Source organism: Aquimarina sp. TRL1, assembly GCF_013365535.1.
Lineage (GTDB): Bacteria > Bacteroidota > Bacteroidia > Flavobacteriales > Flavobacteriaceae > Aquimarina > Aquimarina hainanensis.
In genome coordinates this window covers 4,559,923-4,581,609 of record NZ_CP053590.1, presented here as the reverse complement: position 1 = coordinate 4,581,609, position 21,687 = coordinate 4,559,923, and the positions used below count along the sequence as shown (strand labels likewise).

At 33.6% G+C, this 21,687-nt stretch carries 17 protein-coding genes and 1 pseudogene; 9 read left to right on the top strand and 9 right to left on the bottom strand.

Annotated elements, in window-relative coordinates; genetic code table 11:
• Nucleotides 1–97 precede the first annotated feature (97 nt).
• Both HN014_RS18830 and HN014_RS18825 read right to left on the bottom strand, forming a co-directional pair.
• The gene (locus tag HN014_RS18830) at nucleotides 98–664 is read right to left on the bottom strand and encodes a uracil-DNA glycosylase family protein (protein WP_176030391.1); all 567 of its coding nucleotides are present in this window, start codon (nucleotides 662–664) and stop codon (nucleotides 98–100) included.
• Nucleotides 665–1,053: 389 nt separating this feature from the next.
• Nucleotides 1,054–3,831: a S8 family serine peptidase gene (locus tag HN014_RS18825; RefSeq protein WP_176030390.1), complete on the bottom strand. Its 2,778-nt coding sequence runs from the start codon at nucleotides 3,829–3,831 to the stop codon at nucleotides 1,054–1,056.
• Nucleotides 3,832–4,683: 852 nt separating this feature from the next.
• On the opposite strand from HN014_RS18825, the pseudogene HN014_RS22665 reads away from it, so the two are divergent.
• Nucleotides 4,684–4,836, top strand: a pseudogene (locus HN014_RS22665) (IS1595 family transposase); the annotation flags it as partial.
• Nucleotides 4,837–5,164: 328 nt separating this feature from the next.
• Here HN014_RS22665 and HN014_RS18820 read toward each other — a convergent pair.
• Nucleotides 5,165–7,336 carry a DNA mismatch repair protein MutS gene (locus tag HN014_RS18820; RefSeq protein WP_176030389.1) on the bottom strand — a complete coding sequence of 724 codons (2,172 nt, stop codon included), beginning with the start codon at nucleotides 7,334–7,336 and terminating at the stop codon, nucleotides 5,165–5,167.
• Nucleotides 7,337–7,428: 92 nt separating this feature from the next.
• Here HN014_RS18820 and ung point away from each other — a divergent pair, with 92 nt between their 5' ends.
• Nucleotides 7,429–8,094, top strand: a complete 666-nt coding sequence (gene ung / locus HN014_RS18815) for a uracil-DNA glycosylase (RefSeq protein ID WP_176030388.1) — start codon at nucleotides 7,429–7,431, stop codon at nucleotides 8,092–8,094.
• Between the two features lie 24 nt (nucleotides 8,095–8,118).
• Here ung and HN014_RS18810 read toward each other — a convergent pair whose 3' ends face one another.
• Both HN014_RS18810 and HN014_RS18805 read right to left on the bottom strand, forming a co-directional pair.
• Nucleotides 8,119–8,280: a hypothetical protein gene (locus HN014_RS18810; protein WP_176030387.1), complete on the bottom strand. Its 162-nt coding sequence runs from the start codon at nucleotides 8,278–8,280 to the stop codon at nucleotides 8,119–8,121.
• Between the two features lie 409 nt (nucleotides 8,281–8,689).
• The gene (locus HN014_RS18805; protein ID WP_176030386.1) at nucleotides 8,690–9,541 is read right to left on the bottom strand and encodes a substrate-binding domain-containing protein; all 852 of its coding nucleotides are present in this window, start codon (nucleotides 9,539–9,541) and stop codon (nucleotides 8,690–8,692) included.
• Between the two features lie 164 nt (nucleotides 9,542–9,705).
• On the opposite strand from HN014_RS18805, the gene HN014_RS18800 reads away from it, so the two are divergent.
• Nucleotides 9,706–9,849 carry a hypothetical protein gene (locus HN014_RS18800; protein WP_176030385.1) on the top strand — a complete coding sequence of 48 codons (144 nt, stop codon included), beginning with the start codon at nucleotides 9,706–9,708 and terminating at the stop codon, nucleotides 9,847–9,849.
• 23 nt (nucleotides 9,850–9,872) lie between these two features.
• Here HN014_RS18800 and HN014_RS18795 read toward each other — a convergent pair whose 3' ends face one another.
• The 4 genes from HN014_RS18795 to HN014_RS18780 are packed head-to-tail and all read right to left on the bottom strand — an operon-like array spanning nucleotide 9,873 to nucleotide 12,988.
• A complete protein-coding gene (locus HN014_RS18795) occupies nucleotides 9,873–10,748 on the bottom strand; it encodes a nucleoside phosphorylase (RefSeq protein ID WP_176030384.1) in 876 nt (291 codons plus the stop codon).
• 1 nt (nucleotide 10,749) lies between these two features.
• Nucleotides 10,750–11,688 (bottom strand): DUF1835 domain-containing protein, encoded by a 939-nt coding sequence (locus HN014_RS18790; protein WP_176030383.1) that lies wholly within the window; start codon nucleotides 11,686–11,688, stop codon nucleotides 10,750–10,752.
• 10 nt (nucleotides 11,689–11,698) lie between these two features.
• Entirely contained in the window at nucleotides 11,699–12,028 is a 330-nt protein-coding gene (locus tag HN014_RS18785) for a translation initiation factor (protein ID WP_176030382.1), read from the bottom strand.
• Nucleotides 12,029–12,037: 9 nt separating this feature from the next.
• Nucleotides 12,038–12,988, bottom strand: coding sequence for an isopenicillin N synthase family oxygenase (locus tag HN014_RS18780; RefSeq protein ID WP_176030381.1), 951 nt, complete (start codon nucleotides 12,986–12,988; stop codon nucleotides 12,038–12,040).
• A 341-nt stretch (nucleotides 12,989–13,329) separates the two neighbouring features.
• On the opposite strand from HN014_RS18780, the gene HN014_RS18775 reads away from it, so the two are divergent.
• The 6 genes from HN014_RS18775 to HN014_RS18750 all read left to right on the top strand — a co-directional run bounded on the left by HN014_RS18775 (nucleotide 13,330) and on the right by HN014_RS18750 (nucleotide 21,687).
• A complete protein-coding gene (locus HN014_RS18775; protein WP_254884148.1) occupies nucleotides 13,330–15,264 on the top strand; it encodes a thiamine pyrophosphate-dependent enzyme in 1,935 nt (644 codons plus the stop codon).
• 236 nt (nucleotides 15,265–15,500) lie between these two features.
• Complete coding sequence (locus HN014_RS18770; RefSeq protein ID WP_176030379.1) at nucleotides 15,501–16,499, top strand: SDR family oxidoreductase; 999 nt, start codon at nucleotides 15,501–15,503, stop codon at nucleotides 16,497–16,499.
• Between the two features lie 31 nt (nucleotides 16,500–16,530).
• Nucleotides 16,531–17,814, top strand: coding sequence for a nucleotide sugar dehydrogenase (locus HN014_RS18765; protein ID WP_176030378.1), 1,284 nt, complete (start codon nucleotides 16,531–16,533; stop codon nucleotides 17,812–17,814).
• A 51-nt stretch (nucleotides 17,815–17,865) separates the two neighbouring features.
• Nucleotides 17,866–19,371, top strand: coding sequence for a lipopolysaccharide biosynthesis protein (locus HN014_RS18760; protein WP_176030377.1), 1,506 nt, complete (start codon nucleotides 17,866–17,868; stop codon nucleotides 19,369–19,371).
• Nucleotides 19,372–19,381: 10 nt separating this feature from the next.
• Nucleotides 19,382–20,659, top strand: coding sequence for a hypothetical protein (locus HN014_RS18755; protein WP_176030376.1), 1,278 nt, complete (start codon nucleotides 19,382–19,384; stop codon nucleotides 20,657–20,659).
• A gap of 47 nt (nucleotides 20,660–20,706) precedes the next feature.
• Entirely contained in the window at nucleotides 20,707–21,687 is a 981-nt protein-coding gene (locus HN014_RS18750; protein WP_176030375.1) for a polysaccharide pyruvyl transferase family protein, read from the top strand.

The window sequence follows — 21,687 nt, the reverse complement described above, 5'->3', positions numbered from 1 at the left end:
GATTTCTGATAACAAAAATTACATAGCCTTTTATTTTTAATAACATGTGTATGTGCCAATATGGACTTAGTAAAGAGGGAATTTTATGAGGTCTATATTATATCTGAGCCGTTATTTTTTGAACTTCCGGCAATACCTCTTTTTCAAACCATTGATTTTTTTTAAGCCAGATATTATTGCGGGGTGAGGGGTGGGGAAGAGGTAGGTAGGTAGGTAAATACGTTCTGAAATTTTTTACGGTATCGGTGAGTGTACTTTTCTTGAGATCTTTGAGATAATAAGACTGTGCATATGTACCAATGAGTATGATTAGTTTTTTATCAGGGATAGCAGATAGTACTTTTTTATGCCATAGTGGGGCGCATTCTTTTCTTGGAGGAAGGTCTCCGGTTTTTCCTTTACCCGGGTAGCAAAACCCCATAGGGACAAGCGCAAATTTTTCTGGAGTGTAAAACGTCTCTTTATCAACAGCCAGCCATTGTCGCAATCGTTCACCACTTTTATCGTCCCACGGAATCCCTGTTTTATGTACAATACTGCCAGGAGCTTGTCCTATTATAATAATACTACTTTTAGGGTGAGCAGTAACAACCGGATTTACTCCATTTGGTAAATTAGATAAACAGTAGTTACATTTTTTTATTTCTTCTAATAGGGTATCCATACTTTTTTTAAAGAGAAATTAAGGTTTGTTGCAGGACTAACTATAATTCCTGACTGATCCTGTAATTGGTCTTTTAATATACTGATTCCTAACTAAAAAAATGATTTGATTACTGTAGATTTATTAAGAGATACTGCTATTGTCCAAACGTTTATTTTTTTCGTTGTACAAATTCGAGTGATTCCAGAGAAACATTCGTTGTAAATATACCAAACCAAATGATATAAAAACAAAGAAACATTATGACTTTTATATATGTGGGTGCTTGAGCTAACACTCAAGATTACTAGTTTTTTCCGTTCGAGGCAAGCCCAGGGGTATTAAACCCTCCTAGAATAAAAAAGCGCCTTAAAAAAAGGCGCTTTTTGGTTTTTTATATGGCTAGATTATTAATGTTTCACGAAACGTTTTACATAACTGTTCTTTCCGGATGAGATTTTTAAAATATACATTCCGTTCTCTATCGTTCCTACATCTATTTTCTTAGCTTTTTCTCCGCTCATAATAACTTTTCCTGTTACATCAAATATGCGATATGATGATGATTTAAGTAGTGCTTCTGGCAGAGAAATTGATAACGTACCAGAGAATGGTTCCTGATAAATCGCTAGTTCTGTGGTTAATGGAGGGGATGATGTCATAGAGGTTAGCATCTTACTTCCATTACATGAACCTAGGTTATCCCAACCTCCTGAAGCATTTTTTTGATACAAGGTATCATTATATACTACCTTATCCCCAGGTTGATATCTCACGCCTGACCTCCATGGTGCTACTCCATCACAAATTCCTCCTCCGGGAGTTTTCTTGGTTGTAAATGTTATTATATCTGAATACGGAGCATCTGTTCCTTGTGCATTTCCTGTAGTACCACATCTTCCTAAGTTTTCCCAACTATTACTGGTTTTTCGATATAAGGTGTTCAGATATACTACCTTGTCTCCAGGCTGATAATTTACTCCTGATCTCCATGGAGCAACCCCTTCACAGATATCTCCAGTAGTTCCTGTACAGGTATATTTTATACGTAACTGATAGGTTGTTTCCGGACTAAGATTTTTCAACCCTAAAGTGTTTGATGTAGCTTCAACTATTGTATAAGCATTAGCAGTAGTCTTTTTATATTCCACAATATAAGTAGTCGTTCCATCTGCAACATTCCAATTAATAGTAGCCGACACATCTTTTATATCAGTAGCTGTTACCCCTGTTACTTTCTGGCAATCGCCTCCTGTACCTTCTAATGTTTTAACAGAAATGATATTAGAAAATGCCGAATAGTTTCCTGCTGCATCTTTTGCTCTGACTTTAAAACGATATGTAGTATTTGCTGTGAGTCCATTAATTGTTTCGCTAGTTGCTGCTACTGTCGCAACTACAACATCATCTTGATAAATTTCATATCCAGTTACTCCTACATTGTCTGTTGAGGCTGTCCAACTTAAACTTACACTAGTTTTAGTTTTTCCAGTAGAGACCAGATTAGATGGTGCAGTTGGAGCTTGAGAATCAGAATTCCCTTGAGCTAATAAGACTGCTTGATGTGCATCAACCAAACCATACCCCATTTGGTTATTCCAAGTTCCATTTGGACGCCCTCCTGTAGTAGCATATCTATATGTTCCTACTTTCTGAGCAGATTGCTCGATAATTGTATTTACCTCACTAAATGTTAAGTTTGGATTAACGCTTAATATTAGTGCTGCAACTCCTGCTACTACTGGACATGCCGATGAAGTTCCGTTAAAAGTTTGCGTATAATCTGTTGAAGAATATCCATTTCTACCCTGATTGTCTGTAGTAGGCATTTTTACTCCAGGAGCTACAATATCCAATTGGGTTCCAAAACAACTCCCCCAATTACTCTCTCCATCACAAGAGTTTGGATTTTTACGCTCTGCACAAGGACTCATTGCTCCTACTATTAATAAATCTGGATTACTATTTCCTGGGTATCGAATATTTGTGTTATTCTCATTACCTGCAGCAAAAACAATGACACAACCTTTTCCTTCTCTACCTTTAGTTAATGTATTTTTGATAGCATTATCTATAATGCTTGATGGGGCATATCCTCCCCAAGAATTACTAATCACATCTGCTCCATTTTGCCATGCCCAATTAAAACCACTTGCTAATTGAGACGGAGTATCTGAACTTTTAAGATTTATACTAATAGACATTAATTTTGAAGTAGGTGCAACACCCGAAATTCCTAAATTATTGTCTTTAACAGCTCCTATAATACCAGCACAAGCAGTTCCATGACTTCCTCTTACTGTAGCTGGGGATGTTCCGTTATTAGCGTCAAACCCTGTTCCGTAAACATTAGCCTGTAAATCTGGATGATTCATTTCTAATCCATGATCATACACAGCTGTTTTGATACTTGGATTTCCAGTAGTTATGCTCCAAGCTTCCTCTATTTTGATATCAATTCCTGCGGTTCCTCCATTCTGCCCTGTATTATTTAAAGACCATTGGTTATTGAAATAAGTATCATTCGAAGTTTCTATATTGTGATACCTGAAAGCAGGTTCTGTACTCTCAAACAAACCTGTTTCGTAAAAAATGTTAGCAAGCTGTATTGAATTTAATTTATTTTTGGATGTTACAGAAAGCGTAAACCAAAGCGGCATGAACTTATCATGACCTAATACTTCTAGATCCATCTCTTTTGCTTTTTTATAGAGAATATCAATGTCGTTTTTATCTTTAAGTTTTACATAGAAATTATTTGACAACCCTAATTCTCCTCCACTCTTTGTTGTATATGTTGGAGAAACCATTAAAATATTAGGTAATTTCTTATAAGATTCGATCTCTTTATAATAATCTGCTATAGTTATATTTTTGCTTGTAGACACTTCCATATAATAGCTTTTTACAGCTTTCTTAGAATTTGCGTTAGCATCTAATGAAACTAAAGTAGCTCTCGAATTATCTTCAACTATTTCTTTTATTTTTATTGAATTACTACGCAAAGATTTAAAAGAGTTAATAGAATTTTCTCCCTCAAATGAAATAGAAATAGTTTTAGTATCTATATCTAAAAAGAATTTTTCTCCTTTGTAGTAATAGAAAGTATCTGATTGTTTTTGTCCAAAGACATTTACTGCAAAAAACAGTAACATCAATGGTGCTATTTTATATATTATGTTTTGCATGATGTTTGTTTGTAAAATTGTTATAGAAGTAGTTTAAACTTTTTTAATTCAATATAAAAAACGGTGCTTTTAACACTTCATAGCACTGCTATAAAGTAGGAAAAAGACAGAAATTAGATAAAAAAGATATTTTTTACAGCGAATAGAAAAACTCAAATCACTTCATTCAAAAATAGATGCCTATTTTTAAATAAATATGTTTTATTTTTTTGGCAAGATGGGAATTCAACGTACTGATAAGCTTATCTAAATTATCTATGAAGTTAATTCCACTATTTTTAAAAGTAGTTTTATACTTTTTTCAGCCAAATGTATATGGTGTTTATCGATTTCTTATTCACCACTATAAAAGAAGACAGAAAAGACTGTTCGTGTAGTTAAAATTTTCAGTTGAGTTTGCATTATTGTTTGATTTTTTGTGTTTAAAGTTAATTTGTTTATTTTAATGTTGAGCTCTTATTAAAATTTGTTAGTCAAAAGTAAAGATTAATTCAAATAAATAAATATGGTAAAAACGTAACAACAAGATGGTTATAGCTTAATTTTTGTTATAGGATCTGTTATGTTACCTCTTGATTTTCAATAATGCAACACTGTTGCGTTATTGAGAATAAAAGGATTTTACTAAAAATAAGAATGTCGAAATCGAAGAAAATTTTAGAAGAAAATACCAATATATGTTTAATTAAATTAAGCCCTAATTATCTATTAATTAACAGTTAATTAACAAAATATTAACATTTATTTAGTAAATTAATAAATATAATTTGGGATAAATCAGTACTATTTTTGGATATCCGTAATTACCTCTATATCAATTATACTGCTGTATCAAACAAAGACTTAGGTTTTATGACTATTTTCAGTTTTACGGCGGAGTTAGGTAGCAAAGAAGCTTGTAGATTACATTTTAAAGAAGAAATAGATAGGTAAGGTGTTATTTGCAAGAGGTGTCCATGTAAAAATTATTATTGGCTGAAAGGCAAATGGAGTTATGAATATAAATCTTACCGAGCTGTACTTCTTTGCGAAGAGGTACTATTATGGTACAATACTGCCTGGAGCTTGTCCTATTATAATAATACTACTTTTAGGGTGAGCAGTAATACCCGGATTTACTCCATTTGGTAAATTTAGATAAACAATAGTTGCATTTTTTTATTTCTTCTAATAGGGTATCCATATTTTTTTAAAGAGAAATTAAGGTTTGTTGCAGGACTAACTATAATTCCTGACTGATCCTGTAATTGGTCTTTTGATATACTGATTTCTAACTAAAAAAATGATTTGATTACTGTAGATTTATTAAGGAATACTGCTACTGTCTAAACGCTTATTTTTTTCGTTGCACAAATTCGAGTTGTTCCAGAGAAACATTCGTTGTAAATATACCATAGTTCACCACTGCTTTTTCTTTTTCAATACTATCGATGGTTCCTACAGATTTTCCATCTATCATTCGAACCCGGTCACCAATTTTAAGTACTACTTTTGGTTTTTGTTCCGCAATTTTTTCTTCTTTCTTCTTTTCTTCCTTTTTCTTTTCCCGAATAACGGCTACTTTCTTTTCAACTTCTTTGACAATTTTTTCTTTTTTGACCTTTTCAGCTTTTTTTTGTTTGGGATGTTGCTTCTTTCTTTTAGAGTTTTCTACTTGTATAATTTTAAAAAATTCAGCAAAGAGCTCTTTTTTCTTTTTATTATTAAAATAAGTCTCTCCCAGGTCATTTATTTTTTGTCCCAGATAGATCATCCGCTGGTTACTGTCATATAATTCTTGATAGCTTTCCAATTTCTCCTGTATACGTTGATTGGTTTTTTCTAACTGTTCTTTTTCAGTAATTGCTTCTAGCTCTTTTTTCTTTAGGTTATCTGTAGTTTTTTGTAGTTTGGAGCGTTCTTTTTGTAAATCAGCAATACTCTTATCAAAACGAATTTTTCCACGCTGAACCTTCTTTTTAGCCTTATTAATCAAATTGTATGGTATTCCATTTTTTTGTGCTACCTCAAACGTAAAAGAACTTCCGGCTTCTCCTAGGTGTAATTTAAAAAGAGGCTCTAATGTTTTGGCATTAAAAAGCATATTAGCATTGGTCATATGCGGTAATTCATTAGCCAACATTTTCAGGTTCGCATAATGTGTAGTGATAATTCCATAAGACTCTTTATCATAGAAATATTCTAAGAAAGCTTCTGCTAACGCTCCTCCTAATTCCGGATCACTTCCGGTACCAAATTCATCGATAAGGAATAAGGTACTGTCGTTACACTTTCTTAGAAAGTAATTCATGTTTTTTAATCGGTAACTGTATGTACTAAGATGATTTTCTATAGATTGATTATCTCCAATATCCGTTAATATCCGATCAAAAATACACATACGGCTATATTCATGGACAGGAATCAATATTCCACTTTGTAACATAAGCTGTAAGAGTCCCACTGTTTTTAGTGTAATACTTTTTCCTCCGGCATTTGGTCCTGAGATGACAATAATTCTATTCGTAGGATCCAAAGAAATGCTTTGAGGATACGTTTTTTCACCTTTTTCTTTATTCGTTAGGTATAGAAGTGGGTGGTAAGCATCTTTCAGAGTAACCTCCTTGGCTTCGGTTATTTTGGGAAGTACTCCATTAATCAGATATGCATATTTTGTTTTTGCAGCGATTAGATCAACATTGCTAAGGTATTCTTGATACTCCTGAAGTAAGTCGGTAAACGGTCGTAACTTATTGGTTAGCTCTTTAAGAATCTTAACAACCTCTTCACGCTCTTCATATTTGAGGTTTGCTAATTCCCGACTATATTGTAACGTAGCTTCAGGTTCGATATATACAATGCTACCAGTTTTGGAATTTCCCATGATAGCTCCTTTGACCTTTCGCCTATGCATAGCTTTTACGGCTAATACTCTGCGATTATCAACTACACTCTCTTTAATATCATCTAAATAACCAAAACTGTTATAACGAGCCAGATCTTTTCCAAAGCTGCCGTTGAGTTTCCCTTGTACACTGTTAATTTCTCTGCGAAGTCCTTGTAGAGTAGCAGAGGCATTATCTTTGATTTCTCCAAACTTATCAATAATTGCTTCTATTAATACGATAATTTCCTTTGTAAAAGGAAGTGCAGAAGATGTCCGATGCAGAATAGGGTAGAGTTCCTTGTATTTTCTAAAAAAATAAAGTAATTCATTCGCAGTAATACTAATGGAAACTATTTTTTTGAGATTAGAAGCCTCCAGAAAGGTATTTTCTATTTTGAGAAGCTGTATTTCTTTATTGATAGCATCAAACCCATGATTCGGTATTCTGGCATCTTGCAGACTGGAAGATTTATACTCAGCTACTTGCTGTAAAGAAATATGTAAACTCTCCTTATCAGGTAACGGAGTGATTTGTGCTACTTTTTGTTTTCCATAGTCAGTAGTACATAATTCTGTTATCTGAGAAAGAATTATATCAAATTCAAGATCTTTTAATGTTTTATCTGAAATACGAATCATACTTTTATTTACCCTTTTTTTGAGGTATCTTCCGGCTTATTTTTTTGAATCAAGCAAAAGTAAACAATTACAGAATTTTTTTATAAAGAATTATGGAGGTAAATATAGCCGATAGCTGGAAAAAACAATTGGGAGACGAATTTAAAAAGCCTTATTTCGGAGAACTTGTTTCTTTTGTTAAGAATGAATATTCATCGACAAACTGTTATCCAAAAGGGAAGGAGATTTTTGCAGCATTTGATCATTGTTCTTTTGAGAATGTCAAAGTAGTGATTATAGGGCAAGATCCATATCATGGAGTAGGACAGGCACATGGATTGTGTTTTTCTGTAAATGAAGGTATTGCTATGCCTCCTTCTTTAATTAATATTTTTAAAGAAATAGAAACAGATCTGCAGCGACCATTTCCATCGCATGGAAGCTTAATTCGTTGGGCAGAGCAAGGAGTGTTATTATTAAATGCTACCTTAACGGTTAGAGCGCATCAGGCTGGTTCCCATCAAGGAAAAGGGTGGGAAGTTTTTACAGATTCTGTTATTCAAACAATATCAAATCATAGAGAAGGCGTTGTTTTTATGCTATGGGGAGGGTATGCAAAGAAGAAAGGAGCAAAAATTAATAGTGCAAAACACAAAATTTTGACAAGTGGTCATCCATCTCCATTGAGTGCTAACAGAGGCTACTGGTTTGGAAATAAACACTTTAGTAAGGCAAATGAATATTTAGCTTCGATTGGAAAATCGAAAATAGATTGGTAAAATAAAAAAGTGGGGTAAAATTAATTATGCTGCTTCAGAGATAGATTCTTTATCACTGGCTGTAGATCTAACTTCTTTAAGGTTCTTTTTGTTTTTCTTACCAGCATCTACAGAGTGTACACTGAATTTTAATAAAACAAAATTTAGAACTACGAGTCCTGCTAATATTAATAGAAATGTTACCATAAATAGATTGTTAGTTACTTACTAGATACATTATTTCATAAATGGTTGCGTCATAGACGCACTTAAATCATATTCAGTGGGGTAATTCGGATCAAATGTACAAAATAAATAGGGGTTGTGTTTGTGGTTATACCATATAAATGTTACGTAACCCCTCATTTTTCACAATTAATTAAGATATTAACGGAATAGTGCTTCTTTTTTTTACTTTTAAGTGTATTTTGTTGTATTATTTAGTTTTTTGATAATGTTTTTTTGTGTTTTATTTAACACAATCACCGATTAAGGGGGCTTTTTTATCTATAAAAAGCAGATTTTTATGCATTTAGTCAATAATCAAACGATTACTATTCTTAAAAATATAGTTTACGTTACTATTCTGTAGTGTTTGTATCACAAAGTAGTTTCTTTAAAAGGAATGAACTAATGTATCATAGGAGATCTTTGTTTCAATGATTTGTAAAGATAATAGTTGCTCTTGTACTTTTTCTATCGTTTCAGGAGCGATATTTTTCTGACTCCATTCTGTTATTTGAAGCCATTTTTGAATGTCTTCTATTTGCTGTTCATATCGGATAGCCAATGTGTTATCTATACTAGGTATACTTTTGAAATCAGCTGTTGTTGTATTGATTATTTCTAATATATTGAGAAGTTCATCCGGATAAGTATCTATAATTTCCTGTCTGGCAGCAATTACAAAACAGGGCCATGGGGTTGGACAATCTGCAATTCTTCTAAAGATTCCTTTATCGACTAATGGTTTGGTAGTGAAGTGTTCCCACATAAAGTAGTCCGCCTGATGATCGGTTAAAGCTTCAATCGCTCCATCTAGATTTTTTATAACCTCAAAAGAAAGTCGATTGGTATCCCATCCGTTTTGCTGTGCATTGACGTATGCCATAAGATGTGATCCAGAACCATACCGGCTAATTGCTGCCTTTGTATTTTCTATTTGAGAAATTTGCGTGTACTCGGTATCAGCTGCTACATGAATACCCCATATGAGAGGGGTCTCTATATAGGTTTGTATTATTTTAGAGGGGTTTCCTTCTGTTATGTCTTTTACAATCCCCTCAGTAAGGATGATTGCAATGTCAATTTCTTTTTCTCGTAAGGCGTTACACATAGCTCCGGTACCTCCAGGAAAATCGGTCCACTCTAAGGAAATATTATTTTTTTCATATGAACCCTCTTCAATTGTTAGATGCCAGGGTAAATTAAAGTGCTCTGGAACACCGCCTATTTTGATTTTTTTCATTCTTTGTCTAGTTCTTTTTTTTGTAAAAACAAGATTTTTGTGTGTTTTATCGTGTTTTTATGCATTTAAACGATGTTTTTGAAAAATTAAAAGAAGTAGATTTCTTATTTACTTAACAAGTATCGTATCTTTATAATATCTTAAAAACCAAAAAAATACTTGCTATGAAAAAGAACTTTTTTAACTCGAAAAAAACATATGTTAAAGTTGCTAAAATAACAAATAATCAAGTAGATTACGAAAAAGCAATTTTAGTATTTGTAGCTGTATCGATTTTAGCCTTGATGTTAGCGGCTATTGCAGTGTAAATTCAACTCTCTTTTTTATTTTCTTATCTTATCTCTGTAATTTTTTCTAAGGTATATGCTATCAATTTGTTAACGGTCTCTAATGGGTTACTACTAAATTTTTTCGTGACTCTATTAGCCAAAATAGCATTCATGGAGATTGCTTTATGCCCTAATAATTTAGAAAGACCGTAAATTCCAGCAGTTTCCATTTCCAGATTAGTTATCCTTTTATTTTTAAAAGTGAAGCATTGTAGTAAATCGTTGATGCGATTGTTTGCTGTTGGTAGTCTCAATATTCGTCCTTGAGGACCATAAAAACCAGAATTAGTAATTGTAATACCGTTAATTATTTCATCATTTTTCAAAAGATTCCCTAAGCTTTTGTCGTAAGAAACAGCATATGGATCAGATTTTTTTGAACCCCATTGAAGATGTTCTTTTAATCGGTCTGTAATTTCAGTATTGGTTACATGTTCTGATTTATAGAATTGCAGTAAGTTATCAAATCCAATAGCCATTTCGGAGATCAAAAAGCTATCAATAGGTATATCTTCTTGTATAGCTCCAGAGGTTCCAATCCGAATAATGTTTAAAGACGTATGTTGTTTTTTAATGGTTCGGGTATTCAGATCAATATTTACTAAAGCATCTAACTCATTTAATACAATGTCAATATTATCTGTACCAATTCCAGTAGAAATTACCGTAATTTTCTTTCCTTTATATATTCCGGTCTGCGTATGGAATTCTCTTTTTTGAGCAGTGTATGTTATTGTATCAAAATACTTGGTAACCTGATGTACTCTTTCTGGGTCCCCTACAGTAATAATTGTTGGTGCGATATGTTCTGGTTTTATACCCAGGTGGTAAATGCTTCCATCTTCGTTTAAGATTAGTTCTGAAGCAGGTATAATCATATTATAATTTTAATAGTCGATTAGTTTCGTTATTGTACAGATATTGATATTTAAGAACTCCCCCGTAATACCATTGAGTAGTCATGGTATTATAAAAATTTTTGTTTTTTTCGATGGCTAATATACCTCTGTCAGATAATTGGAGTCGGTTAGGAGTCTGGTTCAGGAATTGAAAAAGTTTAGCAATAATCCGTTTTAATTGCATGTCTCCATATCCGTAATATCCCTGATATTCCAAACAATATCCCATTAATTGCTTGAGATTTTTGATTTGATGTGTATGAATTAATTCTAAAATATTATTTTCCAGAATATTTAAGCCTGTATCAATACTGGGGAATCTATGGAGATGAGCTCTTAGACAAATGGATAAGTATTCAAAAGAAGATTCCGTTTTTATGTAACCAGTAATTCGTTTGGGATTAGGTTCGCAATATAGGGTCCAGATATGAGAAGCGAATTCTAAATCATCTATAGAAAGTAATACTTTATTAGCGTAGTGTGCTTTTAATTGTGCTTCAGAAATTTCGCATAATCCCATTAGCTTTTTCTGCCCTTCAATTCGTCCACTACAAACTAAATAAATAGGGATTTCTTTCTTTTTTAATCGTAGAATAGTGCTAATAGCGGCAATCATATTAATATGGCAAAACAGGTCATATTCAAACCACAGTACGATTGTATCATACGTATTTATTTGTTCTAATTTTTGTAATTCCTGTATGAATTTACTATCGTATCCATTTGTCGGGATACGATAGTATTTGTTTAGGAATTGTTTTCTAAGCTGCAGTGATTCTTCTGTTTCAAGTTTAATTTGAGTAGGTCCCTCACAGAGCATTTCTCTCCAAACTAAGATGTCTCCATCTATTAGTTGTAGTTTTTCGAGACGTTCAGTAAGGCTGTCTCCATTGGTAATATGAAGTGTTTTTTCTTTCAAATTATTTTAGTTATCCACCAACTCTTTTTGTTTTGAAACCTTTGTCTTTCAGGATTTGCATAATTCGATCCCTATAGTCACCTTGAATAATAATGGCATCATTTTTAAAGCTTCCTCCAACTCCTAAGGTGGTTTTTAATTCTTTTGCCAGTTTTTTAAAATCACTATCAGCGCCGGTATATCCTTCGATAATTGTAATAGGTTTACCTTTTCTTTTCTCGTATTTGCATATCATGGGATCATCCTGCATCCATATCGTATCTTCTTCTTCATTAGTGTTTTCATCTTCTGATGATTGGTGGTCAGGAAATAAATTTTTTAACTGATCCTGTAAGTCCATAATCGTCTTTTATTTTTTAATTAATCCTATTTCGACCAGACGTTGGTGAAGAAATTCTCCTGCGGTAATATCATCGTATTGTTTAGGGGTTCCTTCGGTAATACATTCTTTAAGACAGTCAAGTTTCATGTCACTTCTTGGATGCATAAAGAAAGGAATCGAATATCTGGGTTCACTCCATTGTTCTTTGGGAGGGTTTACTACTCGGTGTATAGTAGATCGTAATTTATTATTGGTATGGCGTTCTAGCATATCTCCGACATTGATAACAAGTTCATCTTCTGCAGGAATTGCATCAATCCATGCTCCATCTTTTCTTTTTACCTGTAGTCCTCCTGTTGATGCTCCCATAAGCAAGGTGATCAGGTTGATGTCCCCATGTTCTCCAGCTCTAACAGCTCCTTTTGGCTCATCTGTAATAGGGGGATAGTGAATAGGGCGTAAGATACTATTTCCATTTGTCGCCCAATGATCAAAATAATTTTCTTCTAATCCTATGTATATGGCTAAGGCTCGTAAAACATAAATACCTGTTTTTTCCAGCATTTTATAAGCTTTCATTCCTGTGGTATTAAAGTCGTTGAGTTCTTCTACAAGTACATTAGGAGGATATTGTTCAATTAGGTTTGCATCAGGAGCAGCCTCCTGACCAAAGTGCCAAAATTCTTTCAAGTCTCCTTCTTTTTTTCCTTTGGCATGTTCTTTTCCAAAAGAAATGTATCCTCTCTGACCTCCTAAGCCTTCTATTTCATATTTTCTCTTGGTTGCTACAGGAAGGGCAAAGAAATCCTTTACTTCTTTATATAAACTAGCTACTAATGCATCATCTAAAAAATGATTCTTTAATGAAACAAATCCGATTTCTTCATATGCACTACCGATTTCGTTTACAAACTTTTGTTTTCTAGCTGGGTCGTCAGACAAAAAATCAGCTAAATCAACACTTGGGATATTGTTCATATGTAATTTAATTAAAATTAGGTTAGAAAAACGAAAATAACTTCTATTTTAAATAAACCAGCAAAATGGGAGTTTGATTTTTGTCTTTTCCTTACTAATTGATCAATTTGACTATTTTGTAGCTGGAAAAATAAGGATTTACAGTGAATTTAACTAATAATATATGCTCTTTTATGCGGGTAGATTTCTATTCTATGTATGGTAAAAAAGTAGAAGAAGGCTAGTTTAAAATTAAGTATATTTACTAGATAAATGTTTTTTATATGAGAGAAACACCACAGGATTTCGAACTACAGATTACTTTTGAAAAAAGAGAATATTCGAATGATACGTTGCTAGACATGTATCTCAAAATGCTAAAGCCTAGATTGATTGAAGAAAAAATGCTCCTGTTATTACGTCAGGGTAAAATCTCAAAATGGTTTAGTGGTATTGGGCAGGAGGCCGTATCTGTTGGTGTAACCGCTGCAATGGATATGTCAGAATACATTCTTCCTATGCATAGGAATCTGGGGGTGTTTACAACAAGAAATATTCCTTTATATCGGCTTTTTGCACAATGGCAGGGAAAAAAAAGTGGTTTCACTAAAGGAAGGGACCGCTCTTTTCATTTTGGGAGTCAGGAATATAAAATTGTTGGAATGATTTCTCATTTGGGACCTCAGATGGGAGTGGCGTGTGGGATTGCTCTAGGACATAAATTACAGAAAAAAAGAGATATTACGGCAGTGTTTACGGGAGATGGGGGAACCAGTGAAGGAGATTTTCATGAAGCAATGAATATCGCTTCTGTATGGAAACTTCCTGTTTTGTTTTGCGTAGAAAACAATGGGTATGGATTATCAACACCTACGGATCAGCAATATAACTGTAAGCACATTGCTGATAGAGGGATTGGGTATGGAATGGAGTCTCATATTATCGATGGAAATAATGTATTGGAAGTATATCATCAGGTGAAACGAATTGCGGATTCTGTGAGGTATAATCCGCGACCGGTATTGATAGAATTTAAAACCTTTAGAGTTCGGGGACACGAAGAAGCTAGTGGAACAAAATATGTACCGGAGGAATTGATTTTGCATTGGGAATCAAAAGATCCTTTAATGAATTATCGTCAGTTTTTGATTGATCAGGGAATACTGTCTATTGGAGAAGATGTAAAGAAAAAAGCGATTATTAAAACGGAAATCGATACGCATTGGAGGCGCGCTAATGAGGAAGAGGCAATAGTACCGGATATGGAAGGAGAATTGAATGATGTGTTTATGGGGTATAAAGAAACAATTGATCTTCCGGGGGTAACTTCAGGAAAAGAACTTCGGTTTATTGATGCTGTTTCTCAAGCCTTATTTCAGGGAATGGAGAAATTTGAAACCTTGGTATTGATGGGGCAGGATATAGCGGCTTATGGAGGGGTTTTTAAAATTACAGAAGGTTTTGTAGCAACATTTGGAGAAGATAGAGTTCGAAATACACCGATATGTGAATCCGCAGTTATTTCTGCTGCCTATGGGGTTGCTGTTACCGGAGGGAAATCAGTGGTAGAAATGCAGTTTGCAGACTTTGTATCTTCGGGATTTAATCCAATTGTTAATTTATTAGCCAAGTCTCACTACCGATGGGGACAATGTGCAGATGTTGTGATACGGATGCCTTGCGGAGCAGGAGTAGGAGCAGGACCATTTCATAGTCAGACGAATGAATCTTGGTTTGTAACAACTCCCGGTTTAAAAGTGGTTTATCCGGCATTTCCTGTAGATGCTAAAGGCTTGTTATTATCAGCTATAGAAGATCCTAATCCTGTATTGTATTTTGAGCATAAAGCATTATACAGGAATATTAGACAAGAAGTACCAGAAGAATATTATCTGACTCCCATAGGAAAAGCAGCCGTATTATCAGAAGGGAACGCTGTAACTATTATTAGTTATGGAGCAGGTGTTCACTGGGTATTAGAAGTGTTGGCATCAAATCCTGAAATTGCTGCTGATGTAATTGATTTGAGGACACTTCAGCCCTTAGATGAAGAAACGATATATGCTTCTGTCAGGAAAACAGCCAAAGTAATTATTCTACAAGAAGATTCTTTGTTTGGAGGAATTGCTTCTGAAATTTCAGCTAAGATTACAGAAAATTGTTTTCAGTATTTAGATGCCCCTGTAAAGAGAGTGGGTAGTTTAGATACGCCAATTCCATTCGATTTGGAGCTTGAAAAGCAATATTTGCCTCAAAAACGATTCGAAAAGGAATTATTTTCACTTCTTCAATTTTGATATTGACAAAAAAAGATGTGATTTCTGTACTATTTGTTAACAAACTGTGAATGTTTTATTGAAAAATCTTTAGGATATTGCGAATATGATATTCGCAAATAATAGGGATGTAAAATAGGGGGAAAATCCCCTGATTATTAGTTGGATGTTCTACTGTTATACCTTAATTTCGCACTGTCTAAAATTGGAAATTTGACCAATTAATTAAAAAATTAAGGGGCTAAAAAATTAAATTCATGAATACACATCAACTGAAACTACTCAGTTCGTCAAAAATATTAGTTACCGGTGCTGCCGGATTTATAGGATCTAATCTTTGTGAAAAATTACTAGAAGTAGGAAGTACTGTAGTAGGATTAGATAATTTTGCTACAGGTCATAAAAAGAATATCTCAGAACTACAGGAACATCCTAAATTCAGTTTTATAGAAGGAGATATTAGAAATCTGGAAGATTGTCATAAAGCTTGCGAAGGAGTAGATTATGTATTACACGAAGCAGCCCTAGGTTCTGTTCCCAGGTCGATTAATGATCCTATTACCAGTAATGATGTTAATGTAGGAGGGTTTCTGAATATGCTGGTAGCTTCCAGAGATGCAGGGGTAAAACGCTTTATTTACGCAGCCAGTTCTTCTACGTATGGAGATTCTGAATCTTTGCCAAAAGTAGAAGATAAAATAGGGAAACCATTATCACCTTATGCAATTACCAAATATGTGAATGAGTTATATGCGGACAATTTTAAGAAAACATATAATCTAGATACTGTTGGTCTTAGGTATTTCAATGTGTTCGGAAGAAGACAAGATCCTAATGGAGCATATGCAGCAGTTATTCCTAAATTTGTTCAGTTATTTATGAAATACGAATCTCCTGTAATCAATGGGGATGGAAGTTTTTCCAGAGATTTCACATATATAGATAATGTGGTGCAAATGAATCTAAAGGCGATTGTTTCTGAAAATGAAACAGCTCTTAATGAGGTTTATAATACGGCATTTGGAGAACGAACAACACTTAATGAGCTGGTGGTATTGCTCAAAGAATACTTATCTGATTACGATGCAAAAATAGGAGCGGTTGAAGTAGCATATGGACCAGAAAGAAAAGGAGATGTTCCTCATTCGTTAGCATCAATTAACAAAGCAAAAGATTTATTGGATTACCAGCCTGAATTCGATATGAAAAAAGGGTTAAAGGAAGCTGTAAAGTGGTACTGGGAAAACTTGAAATAAACACACTCATCTTAATTAACTAAAAAAACTCATGCAAAACATCAAAATAGCAGTCATTGGACTGGGATATGTAGGGCTGCCATTGGCACGATTATTCGCTACTAAATTTTCGGTAGTAGGATTTGATATCAATGCTAATAGAATTAAAGAGCTTCAATCGGGTGTTGATAGTACTTTAGAAGTTGATAATACGGTATTACAATCTGTGCTAAAGCAAGAAGCTTCTGACGCTCAAGGCTTATTTTGTTCTGATGATTTGAACGACATAGCAACATGTAATTATTACATAGTAACAGTGCCAACTCCTGTTGATAAAAATAACAGACCAGATCTTACTCCTTTATATAAATCAAGTGAAACCGTAGGAAAGGTATTGAGTAAGGATGATATCGTGATTTACGAATCAACTGTGTATCCTGGCGTTACAGAAGAAGAATGTGTACCTGTATTAGAAAAAATAAGCGGTCTTACGTTTAATAAAGATTTTTATGTAGGGTATTCTCCAGAACGAATCAATCCAGGAGATAAAGAACATACCGTAGAAAAAATATTAAAAGTTACTGCTGGTTCTACACCAGAGATAGGAGAGAAGGTAGATGCATTATATGCGTCTGTAATTACTGCGGGAACGCATTTAGCTCCTACAATTAAAGTAGCAGAAGCAGCAAAGGTTATAGAAAATTCTCAACGGGATATCAATATCGCTTTTGTGAATGAATTGGCTAAGATTTTTAATCTAATGGGGATTGATACCAATGATGTGTTAAAGGCAGCAGGAACAAAATGGAACTTTTTACCCTTTAAACCTGGATTGGTTGGAGGTCATTGTATCGGTGTTGATCCATATTATTTAGCACAAAGAGCTCAGGAATTTGGATATCATCCGGAAATTATACTGGCAGGAAGAAGACTTAATGATAGTATGGGGCAATATGTGGCTTCTGAGGTTATTAAGTTGATGGTACAAAAGGATATCAAAATTAAAAATGCTAAAGTTTTAGTACTAGGAATTACATTTAAAGAAAATTGCCCGGATGTAAGAAATACAAGAGCAGTTGATGTAATTAATAATTTAAAAAGCTTCGGAACAGATATTACTATTTATGATCCTTGGGCGAACCCTGAAGAAGTAGCACATGAATATGAACTGGAAACAGTAACAGAGTTACCGGAAGAAACGTTTGATGCTGTCGTATTAGCAGTAGCTCATAAAGAATTCCTTTCTTTGGATCTACAGAAATTATTAAATAAAAACGGAGTATTATACGATGTCAAAGGGATCTTGGATACATCTCTGGTGAATGGTAGATTGTAACCAAGAACCATATAACCTATATTATAATATTCACACAAAAATAGTATTACATTGAGTCAATTAAAAAAGGGGGCTTTTCTCAATTATCTGACTATTGTATTAACCAATGTCATTGGATTGGTTCTTACACCGTTTATCATTTCCAAAATTGGAGATGCTGAATATGGAGTGTATACAGCTATTGGTGCCTTAATAGGTTCTATTTCTGTTCTGGATTTTGGGCTTACGAATACCATTGTCAGGTTTGTAGCAAAATATCAAGCAGAAAAAGATAAAAAAGGAGAAGAAAATTTTTTAGCGACAGTATTGCTTATTTATGTTTTTATAGCACTGCTTATTGCCAGTGTTGGAACAGTCTTTTATTTTTATTTAGAAGACTATTTTACAAAAATGTCCGAAGAGGAAATAGCATTGTCTAAAAAGATGTTTTTGATTCTTATTTTTAATTTAACGATTTCATTACCAGGAGGGTCTTTTACAGGAATTTGTTCTGGATATGAAATGTTCGTTTTTCCCAAGACGTTAAATATTATCAGGTATTTAGTAAGGTCTGTCATGATTGTAGCCTTATTATATATGGGAGGAAATGCACTTTCAATTGTAATATTAGATACTGTTCTGAATGTATTTATTATTCTATCGTCTATATATTTTGTATTCAGAAAACTGAATGTCAAAATTAAACTGCATCGATGGAGTAATGATTTTGTCATAGAGATACTAGGTTACTCTGTATGGGTATTTGTATTTGCATTAGTAGGGATGTTTCAATGGAAAGCAGGACATATTGTTTTGGGAGGAATTAGTATTCCCGAAGTATTAGCCATATACGGAGTAGGAATTATGTTGGGGAGCTATTATGGAGCGTTTTCTACGGCTATTTCTGGAGTATTTTTACCCAGAGCGACCAAAATGTCTGTTGGAAATGCTTCTGGAGAAGAATTGACATCTATGATGATTAAGGTAGGACGTTTATCATTTATGGTATTATTATTCATATTAACTGCTTTTTCGTTGTTTGGTAAGCAATTCGTGTTTTTATGGGTAGGAGAAAATTACTATGATTCATGGGTAATTGCATTACTAATAATGGTTGCTTATACGGTTCCGTTGGTTCAGGCATTTGGAAATTCTATTTTAGAAGCAAAAAATAAACTTTCTTTCAAGGCTGTTTTATACTTAACTTTTATGCTTGTTGGAACAGGAATAGGAGCTCTTTTAGCAAAAGAAAAAGGAGCGTTAGGGATGATAACTGGTTCTCTAATAGGATGGATCGTTGTTCAAAATGTAATGAATATTTATTACCATAAAGTAATAAAATTAAATATTTTTCGATTCTTTAAAGAGTTGATAAATAAGATACTACCCGTAGCGATATTGGTTTTTATAATAGGATGGTTTATAAATTACCTGCCGGGAGAAGGATGGTTTAATTTTATCCTTAAAGGGGTATTATATAGCTTGTGTTATGCAAGTTTAATGTATCTGTTAGGAATGGTTTCCTATGAAAAAGATATTTTTAAAAACGCAATAGGTTCAATTCTATCAAAATTTTAAAAAATAAGAAATGAAAACATGTAAGCTAGATAGTATTAGCTTTGAAGAAAATGGACAGAAAATAGCATATCATTATACGGTAAGTAACGATATAAAAGAATATTTTCGTTTGGACAACTTATATTATGTCTTGTATGATAAGGATGTAAGTGCTGTGCCAAAAAGTTTGGCTGTAATCCCATTGCTATCTAATATAATGCCTATTTCTTGGTTTGTAGGATTTGATGTATATATCGATGAGCTGGATGAGACATTCTATAATTCATTAAAGATATTAAAAGAACAGTTCATTAAATTTCATCCGGAAAAAGAAATTAAGGGGACATTGCATGTTAATAATATCGTAAAGAATCAGATAGACGGAACGAATACATCTCTTCTATTCAGCGGAGGGTTAGATTCTTATGATTCATTGACTAGGAATTACCATAGAAATCCATATTTGATTTCTATTCATGGAGCAGATGTTGCTATTGATGATACTGTGCGATGGAAGGAATTCAAAAAGTTTAATGAAGAAGAAGAAATATTAGATTTGTCCAGGTTGTTTTATGTAGAGTCTAACCTTAGAGAGTTTTATACATATAAAGTAGAGCTACTGGCAGATTTAGGTTGGTGGGGAGCAGTACAACACGGAATGGCACTGCTGGGAGTATTGGCGCCTTTGAGTTACTTATACAAATTTACAGATATCAATATTGCGGCTTCTGCTACTAATGAAATTAGTTATAGTTGGGGGTCTTCACCATTGATTGATGAAAATATGAAGTGGGCGAATACAAAAGTCACACATGATGGATACCATTTAAAAAGAACTGATAAAGTAGATGGGGTTGTTGATTTTATTCAAAATTCTGATTTTGAAATAAAATTACGGGTGTGTTATGCAGATGAACGAAAAGGATACAATTGTAATGTATGTCATAAATGTCAGCGCACTATTTTGAGTTTGATTTTATCCGGTGCAGATCCTAAGCCTTATGGTTTTGATGTTCCTGATAATTTTTATGAATTGATTTTTAAGAATTTTGGAGAGGATTGCGTGATGACTAAAGGACTTAAATATCAATGGACCTGTATACAGGATAAAGCAGCTGCTGTTGATACCTTTTTTGTACTGAAGGACAAGGATAAAGAACAAGCATATCTCGATAAGTTTATCTCATTAGACCTGGACGAGATTGTCAATAAAAATGAGAAAAAAGTAAAGAGAAACCAGAGAAGAAAATATATACTAAGACAGAAATTCCCTGGATTATATAAAGTTTACAGATATTTGAGAAACTGATTATACACAATAAAAATAAAAATTAATACTCTGAAATTATTACAAAGATGAAATACGGGCTTTTAACGTATCCGGAAGGACCAAAAACATATAATGTAGGTGATTATGTCCAAAGTTTGGCAGCAAGACAATTCTTGCCAAATGTAGATACTTTTATGAACAGAGAGAAATTAGGTGAATATAATGATGAAACCATTAAGTTGATTATGAACGGTTGGTTTACGCATAACATTCATCACTGGGTGCCAACGGATAAAATTGATCCATTATTGGTTTCTTTTCATATGAATTCTACAGCGGCACCATACATGCTAACAGAAAAAGGAATCGCATACCTGAAAAAACATGAACCTATTGGGTGTAGAGATAAGTTTACAGTTCAGATTCTAAAAGAAAAAGGGATTGATGCGTATTTTACAGGGTGTTTAACATTAACATTGGATAATTACAAAGTGGATGATGCTGAGAGAGGAGATGATATCTATATAGTAGATCCTTTTTATAACTATCCAACTTCTGAAAAGTTATTTTTGACATCTAAGCATTTTGTAAAAGGAGTATTGAATGGAGATGCTTTTAAGCTGAGTAAAATCCAAAATCACCTGAAAAAAATAGTCGATCAGGAATTGTTAGAAAGTGCCCATTATGTAACTCAGGTTCTTCCATCCGGAAAACAAACCGAAGAAGAAAAATTTGCATATGCAGAAGAATGCCTGAAAAAATATGCTAAGGCAAAATTTGTGGTGACATCCAGAATACACTGTGCATTACCGTGTCTGGCAATGGGAACTCCTGTAATTTTTGTGAATGGGTTTAATACCTTCGTAGATACCTGTAGATTTGATGGGATTTTAGAATTGTTTAACCGAGTAGACGTAAAAGATGATGGAAGTTTTACCTCTAATTTTGGTCTGGAAGGACAAATTACAAAAGATACAAAAGTAACCAACCTGGGATTACATCATAAATTAGCAGAACCTTTGAAGGAAAAATGTAAGACCTTCATCGGTAATGCAGTATCAATCTAA

Coding starts and splice junctions, on each gene's coding strand:
- HN014_RS18805 (WP_176030386.1), bottom strand. CDS start 9,541: ATGAAAAAAATCAAAATAGGCGGTGTTCCAGAGCACTTTAATTTACCC.
- HN014_RS18780 (WP_176030381.1), bottom strand. CDS start 12,988: ATGAACAATATCCCAAGTGTTGATTTAGCTGATTTTTTGTCTGACGAC.
- HN014_RS18770 (WP_176030379.1), top strand. CDS start 15,501: ATGAATACACATCAACTGAAACTACTCAGTTCGTCAAAAATATTAGTT.
- HN014_RS18800 (WP_176030385.1), top strand. CDS start 9,706: ATGAAAAAGAACTTTTTTAACTCGAAAAAAACATATGTTAAAGTTGCT.
- HN014_RS18810 (WP_176030387.1), bottom strand. CDS start 8,280: ATGGTAACATTTCTATTAATATTAGCAGGACTCGTAGTTCTAAATTTT.
- HN014_RS18755 (WP_176030376.1), top strand. CDS start 19,382: ATGAAAACATGTAAGCTAGATAGTATTAGCTTTGAAGAAAATGGACAG.
- HN014_RS18765 (WP_176030378.1), top strand. CDS start 16,531: ATGCAAAACATCAAAATAGCAGTCATTGGACTGGGATATGTAGGGCTG.
- HN014_RS18830 (WP_176030391.1), bottom strand. CDS start 664: ATGGATACCCTATTAGAAGAAATAAAAAAATGTAACTACTGTTTATCT.
- HN014_RS18785 (WP_176030382.1), bottom strand. CDS start 12,028: ATGGACTTACAGGATCAGTTAAAAAATTTATTTCCTGACCACCAATCA.
- HN014_RS18750 (WP_176030375.1), top strand. CDS start 20,707: ATGAAATACGGGCTTTTAACGTATCCGGAAGGACCAAAAACATATAAT.
- HN014_RS18820 (WP_176030389.1), bottom strand. CDS start 7,336: ATGATTCGTATTTCAGATAAAACATTAAAAGATCTTGAATTTGATATA.
- HN014_RS18775 (WP_254884148.1), top strand. CDS start 13,330: ATGTATCTCAAAATGCTAAAGCCTAGATTGATTGAAGAAAAAATGCTC.
- HN014_RS18825 (WP_176030390.1), bottom strand. CDS start 3,831: ATGCAAAACATAATATATAAAATAGCACCATTGATGTTACTGTTTTTT.
- ung (WP_176030388.1), top strand. CDS start 7,429: ATGGAGGTAAATATAGCCGATAGCTGGAAAAAACAATTGGGAGACGAA.
- HN014_RS18795 (WP_176030384.1), bottom strand. CDS start 10,748: ATGATTATACCTGCTTCAGAACTAATCTTAAACGAAGATGGAAGCATT.